Below are 21,908 nucleotides of genomic sequence, written 5' to 3' on the forward strand. Positions count from 1 at the left end.
CAGTCAACTTTTTTTAGGACAAGTCAACGCTACAAAACTATTGCAAAGGAACCCTGCGGATGTGCAGTGAAATAACGATTGGAAAAAAGTGTATCCGTCTTAATTAAGCCACATGGGATTATCTCTTGTAAGGATAGCTATTTTGCCTTCATCGCCGAAGTGAAAAAATAGACATTTTTCGGAATTTATTAAATAAAAAGCTGTTCCAGTTATGGTCAGGTACCTTTTTCCTCCAACTCTTCCACTTCACCCATAGCTTTTAAATAGTCGAACACTTTAAGCGCTTCATCTTCATTTATTTTGCTGATGGCTACGCCCACGTGTACCAAAACATAATCACCTATCTGCGCCTCGGGCACCATACACAGGTTAATGGTTTTTTGAATGCCGCCAAAAGATACTTTGGCGGTGCGGAAAAGGTCGTCCAGTGTGGAGTCTATCTCTAATATTTTACCGGGTATTGCGAGGCACATAAGTTTGGTTGTTTATCGAGTTTTATAAATAAAAGCCCCTCTGTTTTAAGTCCTCTCCCTTGGAGAGGATTTAGGTGAGGCTTAAACCGCTTCCGGCTGCATTACTTTTGATTTTAGCCAGTTATACCATAGCGGTAAGCCATCGCCGGTGGTGCAGCTCACTTCAATGATGTCCAAATGATGGTTCACCTTTTTGGCGTTGGCCTTTGCCTTTTCAATATCAAAAGGCACATAGGGCAGGAGGTCGGTTTTATTGATGATGCAAAGGGTTGAGGAGTGGAACATATCCGGGTATTTAAGCGGTTTATCATCCCCTTCGGTAACACTGATGATCACTACCCTTTCCTTTTCGCCCAAATCAAACATTGCCGGGCAAACCAGGTTGCCTACATTTTCAATAAACAGAACCGAATTGTCCTTTGGTTTCAATCCCTGCATGGCGTGCAATATCATGTGCGCGTCGAGGTGGCATCCTTTTCCGGTATTGATCTGGGTGACCTTGGTGCCGGTGGCGAAAATACGGTCGGCATCGTTATTGGTTTGCTGGTCGCCTTCAATTACAGCAAATTCAAGTTCTCCCTTCAGATCTTTTAATGTCCTTTCCAGTAAGGAGGTTTTTCCGGAGCCAGGTGAACTCACCAGGTTAAGCGCCAGTATATTTTTTGCATCAAAATAGCCGCGGTTGCGTTCGGCCAGCAAATTGTTCTGGTGCAAAACATCCTGTTCCACATCAATGATCTTTTTTTCGCTGGCATGCGGATGGTCGTGCGTATGTCCATGGTCGTGTGGGTGAACATGATCATGCGGGTGGCTATGGTCATGTGAATGCGGTTGATCTTTATCAACCAGGTAATAAGTAGTTTTGCCGTCGGAGCTGCAGCCGCATGTTGCGCACATAATTTTAGTTTTTAGTAATTATAATTTTATTTTACGAAACAAGCAGGGATCTCACCATAAGTTCTTTCCCCTGTACTATATCAATCAAATGCTCGCCGCAAACCGGGCAGGCGTCATAGTAATTTTTTATTTCAAACTCCGTATCGCAGTCAAGGCATTTGGCTTTTGCTGTAATGCTGTTGATCTTCCTCACGCAGTCGTTCAGCATAGTGCCTTTAATGGCCTGTGTCCAGGCAAATTCCATGCTGTCCATATCAATCCCGCTCATCGTACCAATATCGAGCTCAATCTCATCAATCGCGGCAGCATCCGCGGCCCTTGCATGATCTTCAGCGATCTTTATGATACCCATCACAATGGAAAGTTCATGCATCGTTTTTGATTTGATTTTTGATACAACCGCATCAATGTTTTTATATCAAAATTATCGGGATGTAATGGATAAGTATGTGACAACGATCACTTTATTAAATGATATTGCTTATAAGTCGCTTAATGTCACCTTGGTAGATTTGGTAATTATTTAGCCACTCAGCCTAAATTTAACCAATTATTTAAATCATTGCCATCATGAATAATGAGATTATTCCAAAGCAGCCAACTTATTACGAGGAGGTGCAGCGAAAAGGGTATTCCCGCCGCGATTTTGTAAAGTTTGTTAGTTTAATGACCGCCTTTATCGGCCTTGAACAATCTGCCATCGGGCAGGTCGCGAAAGCCTTAGAGACCAAACCAAGGATGCCGGTGATCTGGCTTCATTTCCAGGAGTGTACTTGCTGCAGCGAAAGTTTCATCCGTTCATCACACCCAATCGTCGCGGATATCTTGCTTGATAAAATATCATTGGATTATAGCGAGACACTGATGGCCGCATCAGGTACACAGGCTGAGGCTGCGTTAAAAAACACGATGACCAAATACAAAGGGCAGTATATTTTGTGCGTTGAAGGTAGTGTACCGCTGGGCGCTGATGGCGTTTATTGCATGATCGGCGGTAAAACATCTCTTCAGATCTTACATGAAGTAGCTGAAGGGGCTGCAGCCATTATAGCATGGGGAAGCTGCGCCAGCAATGGTTGCGTACAATCAGCCAAACCAAATCCAACACAGGCCACACCTATACATAAAATAATTACCAACAAACCTATTATTAAAGTGCCCGGCTGTCCGCCAATTGGCGAAGTAATGGCAGGGGTGATCGTTCACTACTTAACCTTCGGCGTGATCCCTGAGTTAGACAGGATCGGCAGGCCAAAAGCATTTTACAACAAACGCGTGCATGACACCTGTTACCGCCGTCCGTTTTATGATGCCGGTTTGTTTGTGGAAAGCTTTGACGATGAGAATGCTAAAAAAGGTTATTGCCTGTACAAAATGGGCTGTAAGGGACCAACTACTTATAATGCCTGTGCGGTTACCAAATGGAACGGAGGCACCAGTTTCCCAATTCAGGCCGGGCACCCATGCATTGGCTGCAGCGAAGAAAATTTTTGGGATAATGGCCGGTTATATGAAAGAGGATCATCTTTTGCCGGTTTTGGTATCGAAGCGGATGCCGACAAGCTTGGCGAGGTTGCCCTGGGTGTAACCCTGGGCGCAGTTGCTGTACATGCCGTGGCTACCAATTTTGGCAAGAGCAAAACCATCCATGAACACCAGGCTGAAGGTAATGAAAGTGAACACGAATTGGAATCTTAATCAACTCACATTATAACACAATAGAATCATGAGTAAGCGAATTGTTGTTGACCCGATCACCAGGATTGAAGGTCACTTACGTATAGAAGCTGATATTGAGAACGGGAAAATAAAAGACGCATATAGCAGCGGCACCATGGTGCGCCTGCTGGAAGAAATATTACAGGGTCGCGATCCGCGTGATGCCTGGGCCTTTGTAGGCCGGGTTTGCGGCGTGTGTACCTCCATCCACTCCCTAACTTCTGTGCGGTGTGTGGAAGACGCGCTGGATATTACCATTCCGCCAAATGCCGAACTGGTGCGTAATATTATGTTTTGTACCCAGTATATCCATGATCACGTGGTGCATTTTTACCACCTGCACGCAATGGATTGGGTAGATGTAGTGAACGCGCTGAAGGCCGACCCGAAAAAAACCTCGGAACTGGCGCAAAGCATTTCCCATTGGCCCAAAAGCTCGCCGGGTTATTTCAGCGATATCCAAACTCGTATTAAAAAGTTTGTAGCCAGTGGTCAGCTGGGTATTTTTTCCAACGGCTATTGGGGGCATAAAGCGTATAAACTACCTGCTGAAGTTAACCTCATCGGCCTTGCCCATTACCTCGAAGCGCTTGAATGGCAAAAAGAAATTGTAAAAGTACATGCCATCTTCGGCGGCAAAAACCCGCACCCTAATTATTTGGTGGGTGGCATGGCCTGCGCTATCAACCTGGATGACGTGAGCATGATCAATGCAGAGCGTTTGGCTTATGTTGGCCAGTTATTGCAGGACGGAAAAGATTTTGTTGAACAGGTTTATATTCCTGATTTAATGGCAATCGCTTCGTTTTATAAGGATTGGGGTGCAATTGGCGGCGGGTTAGGTAATTATTTGGTTTATGGCGATTTGCCAACCAATGGCTACCGCGACCCGTCATCCTATAAATTCCCAGGCGGTGCAATTCTCAACAAAGATGTAAGCAAAATTTATGATGTTGACTTAAGGAAAGATGACGAAGTGCAGGAATTTATCACGCACTCGTGGTACGAATATGCCGGAGGCGATGACAAAGGCTTGCACCCATGGAAAGGCGAAAGCAAGGTAAAATATTCCGGCCCTAAACCGCCGTTTGACCACCTGGACACCGATAAAAAATACAGCTACCTTAAAACACCAAGATGGAAAGGCCACGCCATGGAAGTGGGTCCTTTAGCCCGGGTGCTGGTTGGCTATGGCCGTGGAAGGCCGGAATTTAAAGAAGTAGTTGATAAAGCGCTGAAAGATCTGAATGTTCCGATCACAGCCTTATTCTCTACCCTGGGCCGCACCGCTGCCCGCGGACTGGAAAGCAGTTTGACTGCACAATGGGGTCTCGATTTTTATAACCAGTTATTGACAAATATTAAGGCAGGCGACACCCGGATGGCCGAAATGAGCAAGTTCGATCCGGCTACCTGGCCAAAATCAGCGTTTGGCGTAGGGCATACTGAGGCGCCGCGTGGTGCGCTGGCACATTGGATCAATATCCAGGACGAGAAGATCGCCAACTACCAGTTGGTAGTTCCAACAACATGGAACGCGTCTCCACGGGATAGCAAAGGCGGCATGTCTGCTTATGAAGCAGCGCTGATCGATACCCCGGTTGCAGATGAAACGCAACCGCTGGAAATATTAAGGACCATCCACAGTTTTGACCCTTGTATGGCCTGCAGCGTGCATTTGTATGATGAAGAAGGAAAAACAATCAGCAGGGTAAGTGTATTGGGCGATTAATTTAAAAAACAATATTATGGCAAATAAATATTTACATATTCCCCGCTTACGGAGGGTTTATGTGTGGGAAATGCCGGTAAGGTTTTACCACTGGTTAAATGCGCTGGTTATTGTTGTTTTAATCATCACAGGGTTTTATATCTCCAACCCGCTTGGTTTATTAAGCCACAACGATGCTTCGCATCAATATACAATGGGCTGGTTCAGGTACCTGCATTTTGCAGCAGCTTATATTTTCTTTTTTAATTTTCTATTTAGATTGTACTGGGGTTTTGTAGGCAACAAATTTGCCAACTGGAAGCAATTTATCCCTACATCAAGGAGGTTTTTTACGGAGATGTGGGCCGTATTTAAAATTGACATCCTGATGCTGAAAAAGAACGGCAAAGAGCAGGACCATTTAAGCATCGGCCACAATGCTATGGCCGGGTTTATCTATTTCTTAACCTTTATTGCTTTTTTGGTACAGTGTTTAACAGGCTTTGGCTTATATGCCGGTATGTCATCCTGGTGGCTGCCAAAATTATTTGCCTGGGTTCCCGCCATGTTTGGCGGCGATATCCTAACCCGGCAGATCCACCACTGGTCCATGTGGTTCTTCATTCTCTTCGCGGTGATCCATGTTTACCTGGTTTTCTACCATGATTATGTAGAAGGCCGCGGCGAGATCAGCAGTATGGGTGGCGGCTTTAAGTTTATTGAAGAAGAAATGTTTGAAAAGAACGCTCATCAAACACCAAACCCCGAAAAGAAAGTAAAATGAAAAGGAATAAAGGCACATTAATACTCGGAATAGGCAATTACCTGATGGGTGATGAAGGCATCGGTGTACACATTGCCAACCTGCTCGAAAAAGAGCAACTGCCGGCAGGCGTTGATGTGCTTGATGGGGGCACCGGCGGGTTTTACCTGCTGGAATATTTTGAAATTTACGAACATATTATTTTAGTTGACGCTACACTGGATGGAAACGCCCCTGGTACCATCCGGCTAATAAAACCCAGGTTTGCCGCTGATTTTCCGCCTGCTATGAGCACGCATGATATTGGCCTGAAAGACCTGGTAAGTGCCTTGCAGGTTTTGGGTAAAATGCCCGAAATTGACCTTTTTGTGGTAAGCATCGAGTCCGTACAGCAACAGGGCATCGAACTTACCGCAAAAATTGCAAGTGTAGTGCCCGATATCATTAATGAGATTAAATGCCTGCTCCATCTAAACGATGAGATTCTGGCTGAACCTCCTTTCGGAAATATGATAGCTATGCCATAGATGGAAACCTATCATATCCATATCAACGGCATCGTGCAGGGGGTAGGCTTCAGGCCGATGATCTATCATTTGGCAAAAAAACTGAACCTGAACGGATATGTGAAAAACGACAGCGATGGAATTAATATTTTTTTTAATGCGACAGCAAAGGAGGCAAATACATTTTTAAAGAAAATAAAACTGGCGGCCCCGGCGAAATCGGAGATCATTGTGGCCAAACTTTTTAGAGTAGCTGACCAAATTTATATTGATTTTACTATCCTGGTTGAAGACAATAATACCTGCAAAAAACAGGTGTTATTGTCGCCGGATATAGCCCTTTGTCCTGAATGCAGGTCTGAATTACATGATAGGGGCAATCGCCGTTACCGGTATCCTTTTATCACCTGTACCCAATGTGGTCCAAGATATTCTATTTTGAATGGGCTCCCCTATGAGCGTCATACAACAGCGATGCACGCTTTTACCATGTGTAATACCTGCAGTGATGAATACAAAGAAATTAACGACCGCAGGTTTTTTTCGCAAACCAACTCATGTGCCGGTTGCGGGATTAAGCTTAGCCTTTATAAGGATGCTTCAATCGTTATTTCAAATGATGCGGAAGCTGTTTTATCTCATATCAAAAATCACCTTTCGCAAGGTAAAATTGTGGCTGTAAAGGGCATTGGCGGCTATTTATTGCTTTGCGATGCCAATAACTCCAAAGCTATCCGGATACTTCGCACCCGAAAATACAGGCCCTCCAAACCGTTTGCCATTTTATATCCACGTATTAAGTCCGTTCAAAACAACTTCGAATTAAATGAACAGGAAAAAGAATTGCTGGAAAGCCCGGCGGCACCCATCGTGTTATTGGTGCCAAAACCGGAGGCTTTTTATGAACTTTCTTTAATGGACATAGCCCCGGGGTTAAAACGCCTTGGCATAATGATCCCCTATAATCCACTGCTGGAGTTAATTTCAGCTGATTTTGGTAGGCCATTGATCGCCACCAGCGCAAATATATCCGGCTCGCCGATTATTTATAAAGATGACGACGCCCTTAACTATTTATTCGACATTGCCGATTACGTGGTTAGCAATAACCGGGAAATCATCATTCCACAGGATGACAGCGTGGTTCAGGTGTCAAAATATACAAATCAGCAAATCATTTTCAGGCGCTCACGGGGGTATGCTCCCTCATTTTTAGATTATCAACCCAAAACAAAACAGTGCATACTGGCTACCGGGGCATTTTTAAAAAGCAGTTTTAGCCTGGCCGTTAACGGTAATGTATTTGTAAGTCAGTTTATGGGCAGTGGCGAAAGCTTCGAATCGCAGCTGATGTACCGGCAAACCCTTGAACATTGGCTACAGATGTATGATGTTAAACCGGAGATTATTGTTGCCGATATGCACCCTGGCTATTTTTCGACTGAATATGCGCTTGAGCTGGCCGAAAAGTTTGATGCAGAAGTAAAACTGGTACAACACCACGAGGCTCATTTTGCGGCCGTACTCGCCGAAAACAAGCTTATTAAAAAAAAGGAGCCTGTTTTAGGGATAATTTGGGACGGTACAGGTTTGGGTACCGACCGGAATATTTGGGGCGGCGAGTTTTTTAAATACGAACATAACGAAATGGTGCGCGTTAACCATTTCGATTATTTCCCCAATATTGCGGGTGATAAAACTGCGCTGGAGCCGCGCATCGCTGCCTTATGCGCCATCAGCGAGTCCGGCCATCAGCCTTCTATCCTGAAAGAAAAATTTACCGGCGCCGAATGGAATAACTATCATGCCCTGATCAGGAACGCTAACCTTTTTACCTCATCCGTTGGTAGAATCTTCGACGCGGTGGCTTCACTGGTGGGGATTTGCGACAAGCAGAGTTATGAAGGAGAGGCGGCGATGTACCTTCAAAGGGCGGCTGCAGTATATGTCATCGAAAATGGTTTCCACATGGACGAAACTTATGTTAAAGAGTGGGAAGCAGGTGGCCCGGTACCAACCACTACAATGATCCGCAATATTTTAGCGGATATTGCCAGCGGAAAGTCTACAAGCTACGTCGCTGCCAAATTCCACTATTCGCTGGTTTGTTTGATTGGCGCAATTGCAGACAGGGGTAATATTAAACACATTTGTTTTAGCGGCGGTGTGTTTCAGAATGCGCTGCTTGTGGATTGGATAAAAACCCAATATGAAAATAAATACCAATTATATTTTCATTTCAACCTTTCGCCCAATGATGAGAATATTTCCTTCGGGCAACTGGTGTATCACGAAAACGGAATAAAAAGCAAACGTGTTGCCAGTTCGGCTTCAGAAGAAAAAATAAATAAAGAAGATATAAACGATTTGTACGATTTAGCGTTATGAAGTATTTATCAGAATTCCGCTCGCCGGAAATTGTGGAGGCCCTGTTGAAAGAGATCAGGGAGACCGTAAAAGGGAACTGGAATATTATGGAAGTATGCGGCGGCCAAACGCATTCGCTGGTAAAAAACGGCATCCTTAATATGTTGCCGCCTAACATCCAGATGGTGCACGGCCCAGGTTGCCCGGTTTGTGTTACACCGGTTAACCTGATCGATAAGGCGGTTCACCTCGCGGTGGAGCATAAGGTGATCCTTTGTTCCTATGGTGATATGATCCGCGTACCCGGGAGTGGCATGAGCCTGCTGGAAGCAAAATCAAAGGGTGCGGACGTGCGCATTTTATATTCGCCGCTCGAAGCCGTTAACATCGCCAAAGAAAACCCCGACCGCGAAGTTGTTTTTTTTGCGGTAGGATTTGAAACTACTGCGCCGGCCAATGCTTTGTCAGTTATCCAGGCGTATCAATCCGGAGTGAAAAATTATTCTATCCTTACTTCGCACGTGTTAGTGCCACCTGCAATTGAAGCCATTATGAGCGACGAGGAGTGTGAAGTCGACGCTTTTTTAGGGGCCGGCCACGTATGTGCCATTATGGGCATGAGCGAATATTACCCGATAGTTGAAAAGTATAAGATCCCTATCGTCATCACCGGCTTTGAGCCGGTCGATCTGCTGGAGGGAATTTTAGCAGCCGTAAAACAATTGGAAAAAGGCGAATACAAACTGGAAAACCAATACACCCGTATCGTTGAAGCCGCCGGAAATACCAGCGCTATGAATGCCATTGACCAGGTTTTTGAAGTGACTAACCGCGAATGGCGCGGCATTGGCGAAATAGCCTCCAGCGGTTATGGCGTAAAAGATGCCTATAGCGCGTATGATGCCATGAAAAAGTTTGAGTTTGATATGGCTGAATCGCATGAAGACCCAACCTGTATGTCTGGCGATATCATGAAAGGAAAGATCAAGCCGAATCAATGCCCCAACTTTGGTACAAAATGTACCCCGGTTCAGCCTTTGGGTGCGCCGATGGTAAGCAGCGAGGGGGCCTGCGCGGCTTATTATTATTTTAACATGGCTGTTGAAGAGGTCATTTAGTCATTGGGGTATTAAGTTATTATATCGTTTTAAAGTTTTTAATTTTATTCACAACTCACCATTCACAATTCACCAAATGAATCTCTCCTGTCCCTTACCAAAACTTGATTTTGATACCATTAACCTGGGGCATGGCAGCGGCGGCACCTTAACCAGCCAGTTGTTGGATGCCGGGGTATTTAAATTGCTTGAAAACGAATTACTGAACAAAAAGCACGACGGCGCGATTTTTAACCTCGAGGGGAAAGTAGCTATGAGTACCGATACCTATGTAGTGTCCCCGATATTTTTTGAGGGTGGCAATATTGGCGATCTGGCTATTAACGGAACCATTAACGACCTGGCCATGTGCGGTGCTGCGGCAAAATACCTCACCCTTGGTTTTGTGCTGGAAGAGGGTTTGAAAATGACCGAATTCTGGGAAATACTTCTCAGCATAAAAGCTGCCTGCGAAGCAGCCGGGGTAAATATCGTTACCGGCGATACAAAAGTAGTGGAGCGGGGTAAAGGCGACAGGATATTTATAAACACCACAGGTATTGGCCTTGTGCACCCGAAAGCAAATATTGATGCCGAAAATATTAAAGCAGGCGATAAAATAATTTTAAGTGGGCCCCTTGCCAGGCATGGTATTACCATCATGAGCCACCGCCAGGGCCTGCAGTTTGAAAGTACGATCAGCAGTGATACCCGGCCGCTCAATAAAATTGTGCTTGCTCTTTTAGATGAATTTGGCGAAAAGATCCACTTTTTGCGCGATCCGACAAGGGGAGGACTGGCCACCGTTTTGAATGAAATTGCCGCGGGTTCCAAATTAGGAATCGACATCACGCAAAAAAACATGAGTGTGGAGGAAGAGGTGGCAGGCGCTTGCGAGATGCTGGGCCTCGACCCGATGTATGTTGCCAATGAGGGCCTGTTTGTTGCCGTTGTTGACCCCGCTGTTGCAGCTGCTGTGTTATGCAGGCTGAATGAATGGGAACACGGCGAAATGGCAAGTATCATAGGCGAAATGACAACCGATCATTCCCGCCAGGTGATCATGAAAAGTTTAATTGGCGGCCGCAGGGTAGTAAATATGCTGCCTGGCGAACAACTGCCAAGGATCTGCTGATAAAAACAATTTAAAAACAACCAAAACCACCCGAAAATATGTTCACTTTTCCACTTTTGCTTACCATTTACGCCGGGTTTACCCATGCTTTTGAAGCCGACCATTTACTGGCCGTCACCAATATTGTGTCAAGGCGTAACCATATCTGGCTCTCTGTTAAAGATGGTATTTTCTGGGGGCTTGGCCATTCGTCCACCATCCTGTTGATCGGTGTGCTGATGATCTTGTTTAAAGTAGGGATTTCTGAACATAGCTTTCATTATTTTGAAGCTGCCGTCGGCTTAATGCTGATCGCACTGGCTGTTTACAGGTTGCAAAAATTCTTTCGTGGTAAAAAACTCGTCATCCACACGCATGGGCATTTGCACAGCCACACACATAGTCATACCGTTGATGAGCATAAACACTTGCACGTGCATTTTGCACCAAAACAAAATTTTAAGCATACCCAATTGCATGTGCACACGCATGATCATTCGCATAAGCTGGCTTATGGGGTCGGATTGGTACACGGACTGGCCGGCAGCGGCGCATTGGTAGTGCTGGTTATGGCACAGATCAAAAGCCCCTTTGACGGATTGGTTTATTTGTTGATCTTCAGCGCGGGCTGCATAGGAGGGATGTTGGTTGCAGCGGGCCTGTTTAGTGTTCCGTTTTCAAAAAAACTGATCCAGGCGCCTGTTTTGCAAACGCTGCTCATTCTTGCCACATCGGTGCTTTGCCTTATTTACGGCGGTAAAGTAATTTATGATAATATAATGTTGTTGTGATCTTTTAGGCTGATTCTTTATTGATAGCCCATGGCCTGTAAATGAAACAATTCTGCATAGCGCCCTTCTTTGGCAAGCAATTCGGTATGGGTACCTATTTCCAATAGCTCACCTTTTTCAAGTACGATAATCCGGTCTGCTAATCTTGCTGTTGAAAAACGATGCGAGATCAGTACAGCAGATTTCCCTTCGGTCATTTGCGCAAACCGCTGGAATACCTCGTATTCGGCCCTGGCATCCAAAGCTGCGGTTGGCTCGTCCAGTATAAGTAGCTGGGCATCCTTCATATAAGCCCGGGCGAGCGCCACTTTTTGCCATTCGCCGCCTGACAGTTCAATGCCGTCATTAAATCGCCGGCCCAACCATTGTTCGTATTTATGCGGCAGTTTTTCTGCAAGGATATCGGCCAGACTTTCCCGGGCAGCTTTTTTGATCAGGTCTGTATTTTCCACTTCCCCTATATTTCCGACCGCTATATTTTGTGAAAAGGTCATCTGGTAGCGCAGATAGTCCTGGAAAATAACCCCGATGTGGAAGCGAAGGTCTTCAATAGCATAATCCCTGATGTCAGCGCCATCCAGCAAAATGCAACCCTCGGTCGGGTCGTACAAACGGGCCAATAACTTAACCAGGGTGGTTTTGCCCGCGCCGTTTTCTCCTACAAGCGCCAGCTTTTCGCCGGGATGAAGGGTGAAACTTAAATGCCTGTTGGCCCAATTTTCCGAATTTCGGTACCTGAAACCAACATTCTCAAACGTAAAACCCTGTTTGATGGGGTTGGGGAATGGTAAGGGTTTTTCAGCAACCCGTATTTTGGGTTTGATCTCAAAAAACTCTAAAAAATCATTCAGGTAAATAGCGCCCTGCGAAACGGTGGTAAAGCGCGAAAGCATCCCCTCCATCAAAGCGCGTAATTGCATAAACGAACCAGACAAGAAGGCAAGACCGCCTACCGAGATTTTTCCGTGGATAGTTTGAAAGACGATGAATATATAGGCCGCATAATAACCCATACTGCCTAAAACCGAGAAAAACGTGCCCCATGCCGAGCGCTTTACAGCAAGTTTACGGTTGTCATTATAAAACTTATCCGAGAGCGTTTTAAAACGATTAATAACGAATTTAGCGAGGTTGAAAATTTTGATCTCTTTGGCGGTTTCATCGCTTGCGCCCAGGTAGCGCGTATAGTCCAGTTCGCGGCGTTCAGGCGTCTGGCTCCGTGTTAAGGCATAGTTTTGATTATTGAAATAGGATTCCCCTAAAAAGGAGGGGACAATAGAGATAAGCAGGAGCAGGATAAGCCAGGGATTAAAGGTGAGCAACCCCGCTAAAAGGAAAGCCATCGAGATCATGTCCTGCACTTGGCTCATCACTTGCGATAGCAATATGGTTCGGCCCACTGTTTGCTGCCTGGCGCGTTCCAGTTTATCGTAAAAAACCGAATCTTCAAACTGGTCAAGGTCGAGCGTAGCGGCATGCCGCATGATACGCATGGAGGTATAGTTTGAAAAAAGATCTCCCAATAAACTATCAAGTAAGTTGATCATCCGGTTTAAGCCGTCGGTAAGGATAGCCAGGGCAAATTCGATCGCAACCAGCTTCCATAAATAATGAGGGTCAGTGTGAGATGCATTGCGGATCAATACCACCTGGTCGACGATCAATTTGCCCACATACAGCAAAGCTACGGGCATTGCCGAACGCAAAAGGCGCAAAATAAAACTTAAAGTTGTTTTACCCGGGCTGCTTTGCCATACCAGTTTGAAAAAATGCGGCAGGTTGCTCAATGCCGAAAGCCGTTGTTTAAAGGTGAGTTTTGAATTGTCGATGGTATTTCTTTTAGCCATGCTGTTTAAATTCCCGCTATAATATAGCAAAGCTATGATTAATACGATAACAGGCAGTCACTTCCTGCTTTTACCAATCTGCTGTAGCAATAATTTACGGTAAAAGTCTGTTGCAATTTAACCCAACACTATTGTCAACTATTACAACTCATTTCTATGTAAAATGTTCGTTGTGACGTAGTGTGCGAACTTTTTTGACATATTACTGACTTATATACTAAAAAAGTCAAAAATTAAAACGCTGTTAATCAAACGATTGAATGTTTGTGACATTCAGATGAAACGGAGGGTATGTTTTGTGCTGTTACTTTGCTCCGTGTTTAAAAAACACCTATATAAAATAACATATACAAACATGAAAAGTACATTAAAAATTTCAGCCTTAGTAGTAGCTTTTGCCGGATTAGCATTGGGCGCAAAAGCACAAACCACCACATCAACTTCAACCAAATCTGCCGGTTCAAACGGTGTGGTTTTAAGCGCCGGCGTTGACGCTGGTCTTCCTTCGGGGAATTTATCAAACGGATATAACTGGAACATTGGCGGTTCATTACAAGCCGATATCCCTGTTGCGCAGCAATTATTTGTTACCGTTAATGCCGGCTATAATAGCCTGCAGGGTAAAAACAACGCATACGGAACCGACCTTACAGCTACCAACATCCAGTTATTACCGGTAAAAGCGGGTTTAAAATTCTTCCCTGCAAATCATTTCTATGTACAGGGCGAAGCAGGTGCAGCCTTTGCTTTAAACAAATCCGACGTGGGTTTTGACAAGAGCGCTGCCTTCATCTACGCGCCGCAGGTTGGTTACCAGTTCCCGGTAGGCGGCAAAAGCTTTATTGACGCCGGCGTAAGGTACGAAGGCTCAACTGACTTTGTTAGCAAAAACAGCAATAGCCAGGTTAACTTTTTTGCCCTGCGCTTAGCTTATGCTTTTGGCACCAGGTAATTTTTTACAAACAATTAAAAACAATGAAAAGGGCCACGCGCCCTTTTCATTATAAAACAAAAAGCCATGTATGCACATAAATATACCTATTCAATATTAAAAGTGATCCTCGTATCATTGTTGCTGGTTTTTAAGATCAACCCGCTTTTTGCACAGGGTGATTGGCAATTACGCAGCGATAAGGAAGGCATCCGAATCTATACCAGCGCGGTGCCCGATTCAAAAGTTAAAGCCATAAAGGTTGATGCTGAATTTGATGCCGATGCATCGCAATTGGTGGCGCTTATAATGGACGTAAATTCTTCTCCCGCCTGGGTGTACCATACCAAATCAGCTACCGTAATCAAACAGGTATCACCTTCTGAGCTTTATTACTATTCGGAAGTTAACCTGCCATGGCCGGCAACCAACCGTGATTTTGTTGCACATTTAATAGTCAATCAAAACCCGGATACCAGGGTGATCACTATTGATGGCCCCGCCGTATCGGGGATGGTGCCAGTTAAAACGGGCATTGTAAGAATTGAACATTCTGTTGGCAAATGGGTTATCACACCCGCAGGACCCGATAAAATTAAGGTAGAATACACCATACACGTAGATCCTGCCGGCTCGCTGCCATCGTGGCTGGTAAATATGTTTGCCACCGAAGGCCCGATGAAAATTTTTAAAGGTATCAGGTCGCAATTACAAAAACCGGTTTACCGGAATACCCAACTGGCATTTGTAGTAAATTAAACGGATACTGCCTGAGCCAATGGCAGGCTGAAATAAAACGCGGCCCCCTGGCCTACTTCACTCTCTACCCAAACCTCGCCTTTATGACGGCGGATGATTTCTGCCGATAGATAAAGGCCAAGGCCAAAACCTGATATTAGCTGGGTTTGCTCATTTTCAACTCTGAAATATCGGTCGAATAGTTTTTCCTGGTCGTAGGCATTAACTCCGATACCTTCATCCGTAACACTTACTTTCGCCATGCCTTCGGATTCGATACATGTCAATTTAATGTTTTTACCGTTAGGCGAATATTTCATTGCATTGTTCAAAAAGTTACTGATCACCTGGCCGATCTTGTCCTTGTCGGCGTAAACGGTCAGTGCCGGACTGGGAAGCAATAAAACGTTGTGACTTGTGGTTGTCAGCATGAAATCTTCAACTATTTCATTCAGCAGGTCATTCAGCTCAAAAGTCTGTTCATTCAGATAGATTTTTCCCGCTTCAAAACTCGATACATTCAAAAAACCATTAATTAAAGTTATCATTTTTTTTACCTGCGTGCTGGCTTTAGCCAGGGCGTTAACAGCAAAGGCATCCTCGGCCTTTTTTGCCCTTGCAGCAAGCATTTGTATATATGCCTGCAATGAGGTAAGGGGTGTCTTAAGTTCATGGCTCGCCATGCCTATAAAATCATTTTTTCGGAGTTCATCCTGTTTATGGACGGTAATATCAATTAAAAGGCCTGTAAAATACCGGGATTTCCCTTCCTGATCATGAGTAAGGTTTCCAATGCCCCTCACCCAGCGTAGTTTTCCATCGTGAAAACCCCTTAAGCAATACTCTACATCACATTTATTTCCGGTATTAATAGACGCTTCAACTGCATCAGTCACTAAAGATTTGTGTTCATTAACAATTTGGGCGATGGCATCCTCATACGTCATTTTCTCACCAGGATAAAACCCAAACATTTCCTTAAGCCGAATTGATGGAATAAATTCACGCGTTTTAGTATTTATTGTCCAGGTCCCCATTTCCGAAGACTAAATAGCCATACCCAGCATTTTATTACTAAGATCTAATTGATAATGTATCTTTTTTAATTCCGTAATATCATTAAAGGTAATGATGGCGCCGTTTCGTTTCTGATCAGCCTGCTGTATGTAAGGCATCGTCATGATCTGGTACCATTTGCCATTGTTTGTTTCAATTTCTTTGGTAACCACACAGCCTTCAGTAAGTACTTTTTTGATATCGTCAATAATAGTTTCAAATTTGATGTTGGTTGAAATATTGCTCAATGGCCTGCCGATGTCAGATTCAAGCAGGTTGATCTGCTTCACGGTGCCCGGCGAAAATTTCATGAGCAACAAATCGTTGTCAATAAATAACTGGCCGTTAATGTTGCTCCTGAAGTAATTATTCAAATCATCATTTATTTCAATCAGCTCCTTGTTTTTTAACTGGTAGTCCGAATTGATGGTATGCAGCTCTTCGTTAACGGATTGCATCTCTTCGTTGGTGCTTTGCATCTCTTCATTGGCCGAGATCAGCTCTTCATTAAAGGATTGCACGTTTTCGTTATAGGCATCAAGCTTTTCATTGGATGAGCTGAGCTTTTCTTTTAATTCCTTTAATTCCTCTTCCAGGTTGATGACGTATTGATCAAGGTAGATATTTTCATCAAACGGGCTTTCTTTTTGTAAAGAGCCAATTGATTTATCCCGGCTAAAAGTTACCAATAATAATTTCCCCTCGCCCTTTACTACCAGGGGGCTAACTGATAAGCTTAAGGCGGTAATCAACTGGCCCTGTTTCGTTTTTATGCCGTTACGGGTTGCATTTTCATTTGTTTTTAAAGCCTTTTTGCTCAGGCTGCTAAAAGCTACAGCAAGGGGTTTGGGTAGCAGTTCGGTAAGGTTTGAGGTGAAATGTTTTTGAATTAAATATTTGGTGGCATCGCCGTATGATTTAACAACATAATTGTTTTCATCAACGCAAACTGCAAAATAATCAAGTTTATCAGCGAGGCTTTCGTGCATCGCTTCAGCTACGGTATTGGTGTTTTTAGATATGGTTTCAGGTGAAAACCTGGAGGGGGTGCGCCTGGCATCCAGCAGGTCAGGCATCGAAAAAGCATCGAAATTAATGCCCCGTTTTGTCTCCAGGTTTTTATAAATTTTCCATTTTTTATTAACAACTTCCAGGTTCCTGATAATAGGCATCGGGTTTTCACTCGAGCCTAAAAATAAGTAACCGTCTCGTTTAAGCCCGAAAAGCAGCATGGTAAAAACTTTCTTTTGTAAAACCGGCGCCATGTAGATCAGCAGGTTACGGCAGCTTATCAAATGCATATTGCAGTAAGGCGGGTTTTTCACCAAATCGTGCTGGGCAAATATCAGCATTTTGCGGATGGCCGGGCTTATGCGGTAACTATCGCCTTCTTTTATAAAATATTTTTCAAGCCGCTCAGGGGACACACTTTTTAAAATACCGGCATTATATACCCCTTTACCTGCGCGAACGAGGGCAGCGCTATCAATATCCGTCGCGAAAATTTTAACTACGGTATCCTCCCGCCCGCCGGTTAACTGTTCGGCTATCAGTATGGCCATGGAGTATGCTTCTTCGCCGGTGGCACAACCCGCTATCCACATTTTTAATTCTTCATCAGACGCTAACTGTTTTAGGATTTTTGGCAATACCTCCTTTTCCAGGCAAGTGAAAGCTTCCGGATCCCTGAAAAAAGAAGTTACGCTGATCAGGAATTCTTTGGCAAGGGCACTTACTTCTTCGGGCGTCACCTTCAGAAAATTCAGGTAATTCTCGAGGGTGGTGAAGTTTCCGTACGAAGCTCTGCGCTTGGTTCTTCTTAATATAGTAGCCAATTTATAATCTGAAAAGTCATGCGGCGACCTTTCTTTGATCAGCTCGATGATCGCTTCCAGGTTCTTTTCATCATCGTGATGATCAGTAATCAGCTCTCCTTCGTGTTTGATATAATCTTCAATAGCGCCCGGCATCAACGCGGGTTCCAGTACAAAATCAACCAGGCCCGTAGCAATGGCATGGGAAGGCATGCTGCCAAATTCCGAAGTCTCGGGGTCACGGGCAATTACTATGCCGCCTGCTTTTTTAATCGCTTTAATTCCTTCGGTCCCGTCAGAACCCAAACCGGATAAAATGATGCCAATGGCCTTTTTGCCAAAATCTGCCGCAAGTGAATTAAAAAATTTATTGATGGTGAGGTGGGGGCCTTTAATGTTTTCCTTATCGGTTAAATACAGGGCGCCTTTCTGTATGGTCATAAACTTATCGCTTGGGATAAGGTAAACCTGGTTGCACTTTACCGTCATGCCATTTTCAGCCTGTTCCACAACCAGTTTACTGTGCCTGGCTAAAAGTTCAACCATCCTGCTTTTAAATTCCGGCGAGAGATGCTGGATGATGATATAGGATACCCCGTCTAAAGGGGTGTGGTCAAAAAATGAATTTATCTCTTCCATGCCCCCTGCTGAGGCGCCAATTGCAATAATATGATGAGGCTTAACGATCGGCATACATAGTTTAAAAAGTCAAGGGTATTGGATTCAGAAAAAAAATTCTGAAAGGGCAGGCGATGAATATCAAATATATAACATTTTCTTTTAAAGAAAGCAAGCTGGTACGAAATACCGCCCTTAAGTTATAGCGATAGGTTGTAGAAGTACACCATCAACGCGGTATCACTGAAAAAGTTTCAGCGATCAACATAAATCGCTGCAGGTTGATATGATGATTGCTGAATAATGACAATTGCCTTAAGCAAGCGAAATCTCAACCTTTCTTTATCCTGAAGGTATGGCTTCCCGAAGTGCTATTAACAACTACCCAGTTTCCTTCGGTGGCCGTGTTTTTGATGATCCTGCCGTCCATCATAAGGGTGTATTTACCCGGTAATTTAGGCAGGTAAACTTTGGCGGTTGTATTGGCGGGGATGGTGCTGGCCAGGCTGAACCAGTTGCCCGGGTCCTGGCTTAAATCAACTGAAATTTCTCCCCTTATCGTTGGCAGTTTCATTTTAGCCCATTTCAAATCGCCGGGCTGGGGTTTAATATTGATTTGCCCATAGCCTGGTTCTGCGGGTTCGATCCCCATAATTTTGCGGGGAATAATATGGGCAGGGGAGGCTGCCCAGGCATGGCTCCAGCTGATGTCGTGCGGATCGTATTTAATGTCCCAGGCTTCGGTGGTCATCGTAGCCCCAACGCGGATCATATTGAGCCATCCGCGGTCCGAGTCGTTGGTCATCAGTTCCAGCGCATAGTTGCCCTGTTCGTTATTGTAAAGGGCCTCCATCAGGTAATTGGCTGCATAAACACTGCAGGCCATCCATTTTGATTTTACATAATTCACCACGCTTTCCTTATATTCATCAGGCACCAGCCCAAACGCCAGCGGGAACATATTGGCCTGCAGCGAAAAATGCCGGCTGCCAATGCCATCGATGTAGATCTTATTCACGCCGTCAAAAAAGTCCTCGTTGAATTTCTTTTTTACTTTTTCGGCCTTTTTTTCAAAAAACGCAACGTCTTCCTTATGGTTAGTGGCGAGGGCAATGCGGCCCATCAATACCAGCGCCCGGTAATAAAAGGCGTTTACCACGGTGTTATAATCCTTGCGTTCGTAATTATCCGTTTCGCCATTAGGATAGATGCCCTGGTCGGCATCTGGCCAGTCGTCGATATCATGGATCATATCTCCGTCAAAATGAATAGAGGCCAGGAAGCTTTTGGTTTGCAGGCCCGTGCGCGAGCTGATCAAGCCTTCAGACGTTTCCAGCCCGATGAGGGTTTTTGCCTTCAGGTCGTTATAATAGTTTTCTATCAGCTCTTTATTGCCGGTATACAAATAATCGGCCCAGGCCATAAAAACGCTGTGGTTGATCCATTCCGTAGGCCAGCTGGCATGATAGATCAGGTTCTCGGTGCTGTAACGCGCGGTGGCAAAATCACGGTCGATAGCATAATGGCTCATTTGCTGGATATAACAATCCGCTTCGTACATCATCCTTTCCCGCTCGCTGTTGGCATAGTCGCCATTAAAGGTATTAGCGATGGTGGAGTATTTGCACAACTCGTAGATCTGGTTCAATTTATCGTCGGAACAGGAAAATGAGGAAGCATTGGGGTTGAATTTAACATACAATGCCTTTTGGGTGATGCTGTTCACCTTAAGGCCGGGTACCGACCTGATCTCTGCGTAGCGGAACGGGATCACCTCCGGCATCTGCAAAGGCATTACTTCGCTGTGCGGAAACTGCGGCACAAAGCGCGGCAGTTCAAGGATATAATCATGCACTCCTTTTTTTAACCCAATTTTATAGGCATTAAAAAGTATGCCGCCGCCCGGTTTGCGGTCGATGGAGTCAGTCATCCCTTTTTCGCCGATGGATACTTCCAGCGAGTCGGTTTTTACCCTGTCATCCCATGATAAGTTGAGGGCGAGGTAAGCAAAGGCATCCTTTTTGAAATCATAAAAAATATTGCCGTTTTTATAAACGATAGTTTTCACCGGCGCCACATCATGAAAGTTAACCGGCTCCCGGTTTTCAAATGTCCAGCTGGTTTTACCACTTTCATCAGGTAGTTCCACCCATTTGCTTTCACCGGGCCATGGCCGCGCCAGGTCGAAATCCGAAGTGTTGAATTTTTGAACAGTACTCCAGGCTGATTGTATACCGGTTCTTCCCCAGGTACACACCCGCCAGTAATAATGCTGGTGAGCCTGGAGGTTTTTGCCCATATACCGGATATTGATAGATTGTGCGGATAAAACCTTTTCCGAGTCCCAAAGGTCAGGCCGGCCTGCATCCAAAAGTGCTGCCGAAGTAGCCACTTGTACACGATACCCGGTTTGGTAATCCTCATTTACGCCTGCATTTACTATCCAGCCAAAATCGGGTGTTTTATCAGTGATAGCGGCGATTTCGGGATGCGGGAGCAGATCGCATAACAAACCTGTCGGCGCCGTTTTTTGGGCCGGACAATTTAGGGCGAGCAGTAAAAAAGCTATCAAAATAATACAGGCGGATTTCCTCATAACACAAATTATTTAAAACAGGGTAGTACCTTTTTAACGGTGATATATCAATGGGTTTTGTTCATCATTATTTAGCAGATCGCCAATTTTCAGCGTTTGCAGGTAATCTTCGGGCAGTATATTGGCCGTGCCGTTAAATACGTTACCATCGGGCATGTAAGCACATGTCATGGCCCGGCGGAAGCCGCTGGTCATATTGGCATTGGCGCCATGGATAGTAAGCCCGTTATGGAACGAGCAGCTGCCGGCTTTCATGGGTGCAGCAAAGGATGTTATTTTTGCAAACTGCGGGTAAACTTCAAAAATGCCATCCATATTTTTGCCGATGCCCTTGTTTTCAAACGTAGTTTGATGGCAGGAGCCGGGGATAAAAAATAAACAGCCGTTCTCCGGCGTGGCGTCATCGAGCGCAACCCAGATGGAGAGCGCCCGCCTGTCGCTGAACGACCAGAAGGGGGTATCCAGGTGCCAGGATGTTGGATTGGCCCAGGGGCGTTTAAACAAAGCCTGGTCATGCCAGATCCTGATGCCATCTGCACCGGAAAGCTTTGCCGCCATTTCACCTATCCGCTCATCAAACATCAGCTCTTTTACACCATCGTCGGTTTGCCACAGGTTAAGCAACTGGTCAAAAACCTTCCCGTAATAGGCAGCATCCTCGTTAATGCCGTCGTCTTCACCTGTTTTAAGCTCTTTCCCCGGCATTTTTTGTCCCTTCCTGTTCCTGACGGCATTCATCACCAGGGTACGCCAATACTCCAGTTCAATGGGCGTAAGGAAATCTTCGATCACAATAAAGCCATTTTGCTGATAAAATTCAACCTGGGTTTCGTTTACCTGGTAATTCATACTTATCTCCCTTTAAATTGC

Annotated in this window: 18 protein-coding genes; 10 read left to right on the forward strand and 8 right to left on the reverse strand. The window is 44.9% G+C overall.

Translation table 11 applies throughout. From position 1 onward, the window contains the following. Positions 1–215: 215 nt before the first annotated feature. The 3 genes from QZY09_RS23125 to hypA form a co-directional block, all read right to left on the reverse strand. The gene (locus tag QZY09_RS23125) at positions 216–473 is read right to left on the reverse strand and encodes a HypC/HybG/HupF family hydrogenase formation chaperone (RefSeq protein WP_295676659.1); all 258 of its coding nucleotides are present in this window, start codon (positions 471–473) and stop codon (positions 216–218) included. Between the two features lie 81 nt (positions 474–554). Next, positions 555–1,370, reverse strand: a complete 816-nt coding sequence (gene hypB, locus QZY09_RS23130; protein WP_295676662.1) for a hydrogenase nickel incorporation protein HypB — start codon at positions 1,368–1,370, stop codon at positions 555–557. Positions 1,371–1,401: 31 nt separating this feature from the next. Further along, positions 1,402–1,743, reverse strand: coding sequence for a hydrogenase maturation nickel metallochaperone HypA (gene hypA, locus QZY09_RS23135; RefSeq protein WP_295676664.1), 342 nt, complete (start codon positions 1,741–1,743; stop codon positions 1,402–1,404). 197 nt (positions 1,744–1,940) lie between these two features. Here hypA and QZY09_RS23140 point away from each other — a divergent pair, with 197 nt between their 5' ends. From QZY09_RS23140 to QZY09_RS23175, 8 genes are all read left to right on the forward strand, one after another. Continuing rightward, positions 1,941–3,068: a hydrogenase small subunit gene (locus QZY09_RS23140; protein ID WP_295676667.1), complete on the forward strand. Its 1,128-nt coding sequence runs from the start codon at positions 1,941–1,943 to the stop codon at positions 3,066–3,068. Between the two features lie 28 nt (positions 3,069–3,096). Further along, positions 3,097–4,821: a nickel-dependent hydrogenase large subunit gene (locus QZY09_RS23145; RefSeq protein ID WP_295676669.1), complete on the forward strand. Its 1,725-nt coding sequence runs from the start codon at positions 3,097–3,099 to the stop codon at positions 4,819–4,821. Between the two features lie 16 nt (positions 4,822–4,837). Continuing rightward, on the forward strand, positions 4,838–5,584 hold the full coding sequence (cybH, locus tag QZY09_RS23150) for a Ni/Fe-hydrogenase, b-type cytochrome subunit (protein ID WP_295676671.1): 747 nt from the start codon (positions 4,838–4,840) through the stop codon (positions 5,582–5,584). Further along, complete coding sequence (locus QZY09_RS23155; protein ID WP_295676673.1) at positions 5,581–6,090, forward strand: hydrogenase maturation protease; 510 nt, start codon at positions 5,581–5,583, stop codon at positions 6,088–6,090. Before cybH ends, QZY09_RS23155 begins: the two co-directional genes overlap by 4 nt. Continuing rightward, positions 6,091–8,457, forward strand: a complete 2,367-nt coding sequence (gene hypF / locus QZY09_RS23160; protein ID WP_295676675.1) for a carbamoyltransferase HypF — start codon at positions 6,091–6,093, stop codon at positions 8,455–8,457. Next, positions 8,454–9,554 carry a hydrogenase formation protein HypD gene (gene hypD / locus QZY09_RS23165; protein WP_295676678.1) on the forward strand — a complete coding sequence of 367 codons (1,101 nt, stop codon included), beginning with the start codon at positions 8,454–8,456 and terminating at the stop codon, positions 9,552–9,554. The genes hypF and hypD overlap by 4 nt, the downstream gene beginning before the upstream one ends. 76 nt (positions 9,555–9,630) lie before the next feature. Further along, entirely contained in the window at positions 9,631–10,668 is a 1,038-nt protein-coding gene (gene hypE, locus QZY09_RS23170) for a hydrogenase expression/formation protein HypE (protein WP_295676681.1), read from the forward strand. A 38-nt stretch (positions 10,669–10,706) separates the two neighbouring features. Further along, complete coding sequence (locus tag QZY09_RS23175) at positions 10,707–11,438, forward strand: urease accessory protein (protein WP_295676683.1); 732 nt, start codon at positions 10,707–10,709, stop codon at positions 11,436–11,438. A gap of 17 nt (positions 11,439–11,455) precedes the next feature. Here QZY09_RS23175 and QZY09_RS23180 read toward each other — a convergent pair whose 3' ends face one another. Further along, on the reverse strand, positions 11,456–13,285 hold the full coding sequence (locus QZY09_RS23180) for an ABC transporter ATP-binding protein (RefSeq protein ID WP_295676686.1): 1,830 nt from the start codon (positions 13,283–13,285) through the stop codon (positions 11,456–11,458). Positions 13,286–13,640: 355 nt separating this feature from the next. Here QZY09_RS23180 and QZY09_RS23185 point away from each other — a divergent pair, with 355 nt between their 5' ends. Both QZY09_RS23185 and QZY09_RS23190 read left to right on the forward strand, forming a co-directional pair. Next, the gene (locus QZY09_RS23185) at positions 13,641–14,237 is read left to right on the forward strand and encodes an outer membrane beta-barrel protein (RefSeq protein ID WP_295676688.1); all 597 of its coding nucleotides are present in this window, start codon (positions 13,641–13,643) and stop codon (positions 14,235–14,237) included. Between the two features lie 66 nt (positions 14,238–14,303). Further along, the gene (locus QZY09_RS23190; RefSeq protein WP_295676690.1) at positions 14,304–14,975 is read left to right on the forward strand and encodes an START domain-containing protein; all 672 of its coding nucleotides are present in this window, start codon (positions 14,304–14,306) and stop codon (positions 14,973–14,975) included. On the opposite strand, the gene QZY09_RS23195 is transcribed toward QZY09_RS23190, so the two are convergent. The 4 genes from QZY09_RS23195 to QZY09_RS23210 all read right to left on the reverse strand — a co-directional run bounded on the left by QZY09_RS23195 (position 14,972) and on the right by QZY09_RS23210 (position 21,887). Next, positions 14,972–15,991 carry an ATP-binding protein gene (locus QZY09_RS23195; protein ID WP_367119263.1) on the reverse strand — a complete coding sequence of 340 codons (1,020 nt, stop codon included), beginning with the start codon at positions 15,989–15,991 and terminating at the stop codon, positions 14,972–14,974. The genes QZY09_RS23190 and QZY09_RS23195 overlap by 4 nt on opposite strands. A 9-nt stretch (positions 15,992–16,000) precedes the next feature. Then, positions 16,001–18,517 (reverse strand): chemotaxis protein CheB, encoded by a 2,517-nt coding sequence (locus QZY09_RS23200; protein ID WP_295676697.1) that lies wholly within the window; start codon positions 18,515–18,517, stop codon positions 16,001–16,003. Between the two features lie 256 nt (positions 18,518–18,773). Next, positions 18,774–21,038, reverse strand: coding sequence for an alpha-L-rhamnosidase C-terminal domain-containing protein (locus QZY09_RS23205; protein WP_295676700.1), 2,265 nt, complete (start codon positions 21,036–21,038; stop codon positions 18,774–18,776). Between the two features lie 33 nt (positions 21,039–21,071). After that, positions 21,072–21,887, reverse strand: coding sequence for a phytanoyl-CoA dioxygenase family protein (locus QZY09_RS23210; RefSeq protein ID WP_295676703.1), 816 nt, complete (start codon positions 21,885–21,887; stop codon positions 21,072–21,074). Positions 21,888–21,908: the final 21 nt, after the last annotated feature.

This window comes from uncultured Mucilaginibacter sp. (genome assembly GCF_903913935.1).
GTDB lineage: Bacteria > Bacteroidota > Bacteroidia > Sphingobacteriales > Sphingobacteriaceae > Mucilaginibacter.

What these genes read in the sequence shown, in the direction of transcription:
- hypB (WP_295676662.1), bottom strand. Translation starts at nt 1,370, where the DNA reads ATGTGCGCAACATGCGGCTGCAGCTCCGACGGCAAAACTACTTATTAC.
- QZY09_RS23140 (WP_295676667.1), top strand. Translation starts at nt 1,941, where the DNA reads ATGAATAATGAGATTATTCCAAAGCAGCCAACTTATTACGAGGAGGTG.
- QZY09_RS23155 (WP_295676673.1), top strand. Translation starts at nt 5,581, where the DNA reads ATGAAAAGGAATAAAGGCACATTAATACTCGGAATAGGCAATTACCTG.
- hypA (WP_295676664.1), bottom strand. Translation starts at nt 1,743, where the DNA reads ATGCATGAACTTTCCATTGTGATGGGTATCATAAAGATCGCTGAAGAT.
- hypE (WP_295676681.1), top strand. Translation starts at nt 9,631, where the DNA reads ATGAATCTCTCCTGTCCCTTACCAAAACTTGATTTTGATACCATTAAC.
- QZY09_RS23145 (WP_295676669.1), top strand. Translation starts at nt 3,097, where the DNA reads ATGAGTAAGCGAATTGTTGTTGACCCGATCACCAGGATTGAAGGTCAC.
- QZY09_RS23195 (WP_367119263.1), bottom strand. Translation starts at nt 15,991, where the DNA reads ATGGGGACCTGGACAATAAATACTAAAACGCGTGAATTTATTCCATCA.
- QZY09_RS23205 (WP_295676700.1), bottom strand. Translation starts at nt 21,038, where the DNA reads ATGAGGAAATCCGCCTGTATTATTTTGATAGCTTTTTTACTGCTCGCC.
- hypF (WP_295676675.1), top strand. Translation starts at nt 6,091, where the DNA reads ATGGAAACCTATCATATCCATATCAACGGCATCGTGCAGGGGGTAGGC.
- QZY09_RS23200 (WP_295676697.1), bottom strand. Translation starts at nt 18,517, where the DNA reads ATGCCGATCGTTAAGCCTCATCATATTATTGCAATTGGCGCCTCAGCA.
- QZY09_RS23190 (WP_295676690.1), top strand. Translation starts at nt 14,304, where the DNA reads ATGTATGCACATAAATATACCTATTCAATATTAAAAGTGATCCTCGTA.
- QZY09_RS23125 (WP_295676659.1), bottom strand. Translation starts at nt 473, where the DNA reads ATGTGCCTCGCAATACCCGGTAAAATATTAGAGATAGACTCCACACTG.
- QZY09_RS23185 (WP_295676688.1), top strand. Translation starts at nt 13,641, where the DNA reads ATGAAAAGTACATTAAAAATTTCAGCCTTAGTAGTAGCTTTTGCCGGA.
- QZY09_RS23210 (WP_295676703.1), bottom strand. Translation starts at nt 21,887, where the DNA reads ATGAATTACCAGGTAAACGAAACCCAGGTTGAATTTTATCAGCAAAAT.
- QZY09_RS23180 (WP_295676686.1), bottom strand. Translation starts at nt 13,285, where the DNA reads ATGGCTAAAAGAAATACCATCGACAATTCAAAACTCACCTTTAAACAA.
- QZY09_RS23175 (WP_295676683.1), top strand. Translation starts at nt 10,707, where the DNA reads ATGTTCACTTTTCCACTTTTGCTTACCATTTACGCCGGGTTTACCCAT.
- hypD (WP_295676678.1), top strand. Translation starts at nt 8,454, where the DNA reads ATGAAGTATTTATCAGAATTCCGCTCGCCGGAAATTGTGGAGGCCCTG.
- cybH (WP_295676671.1), top strand. Translation starts at nt 4,838, where the DNA reads ATGGCAAATAAATATTTACATATTCCCCGCTTACGGAGGGTTTATGTG.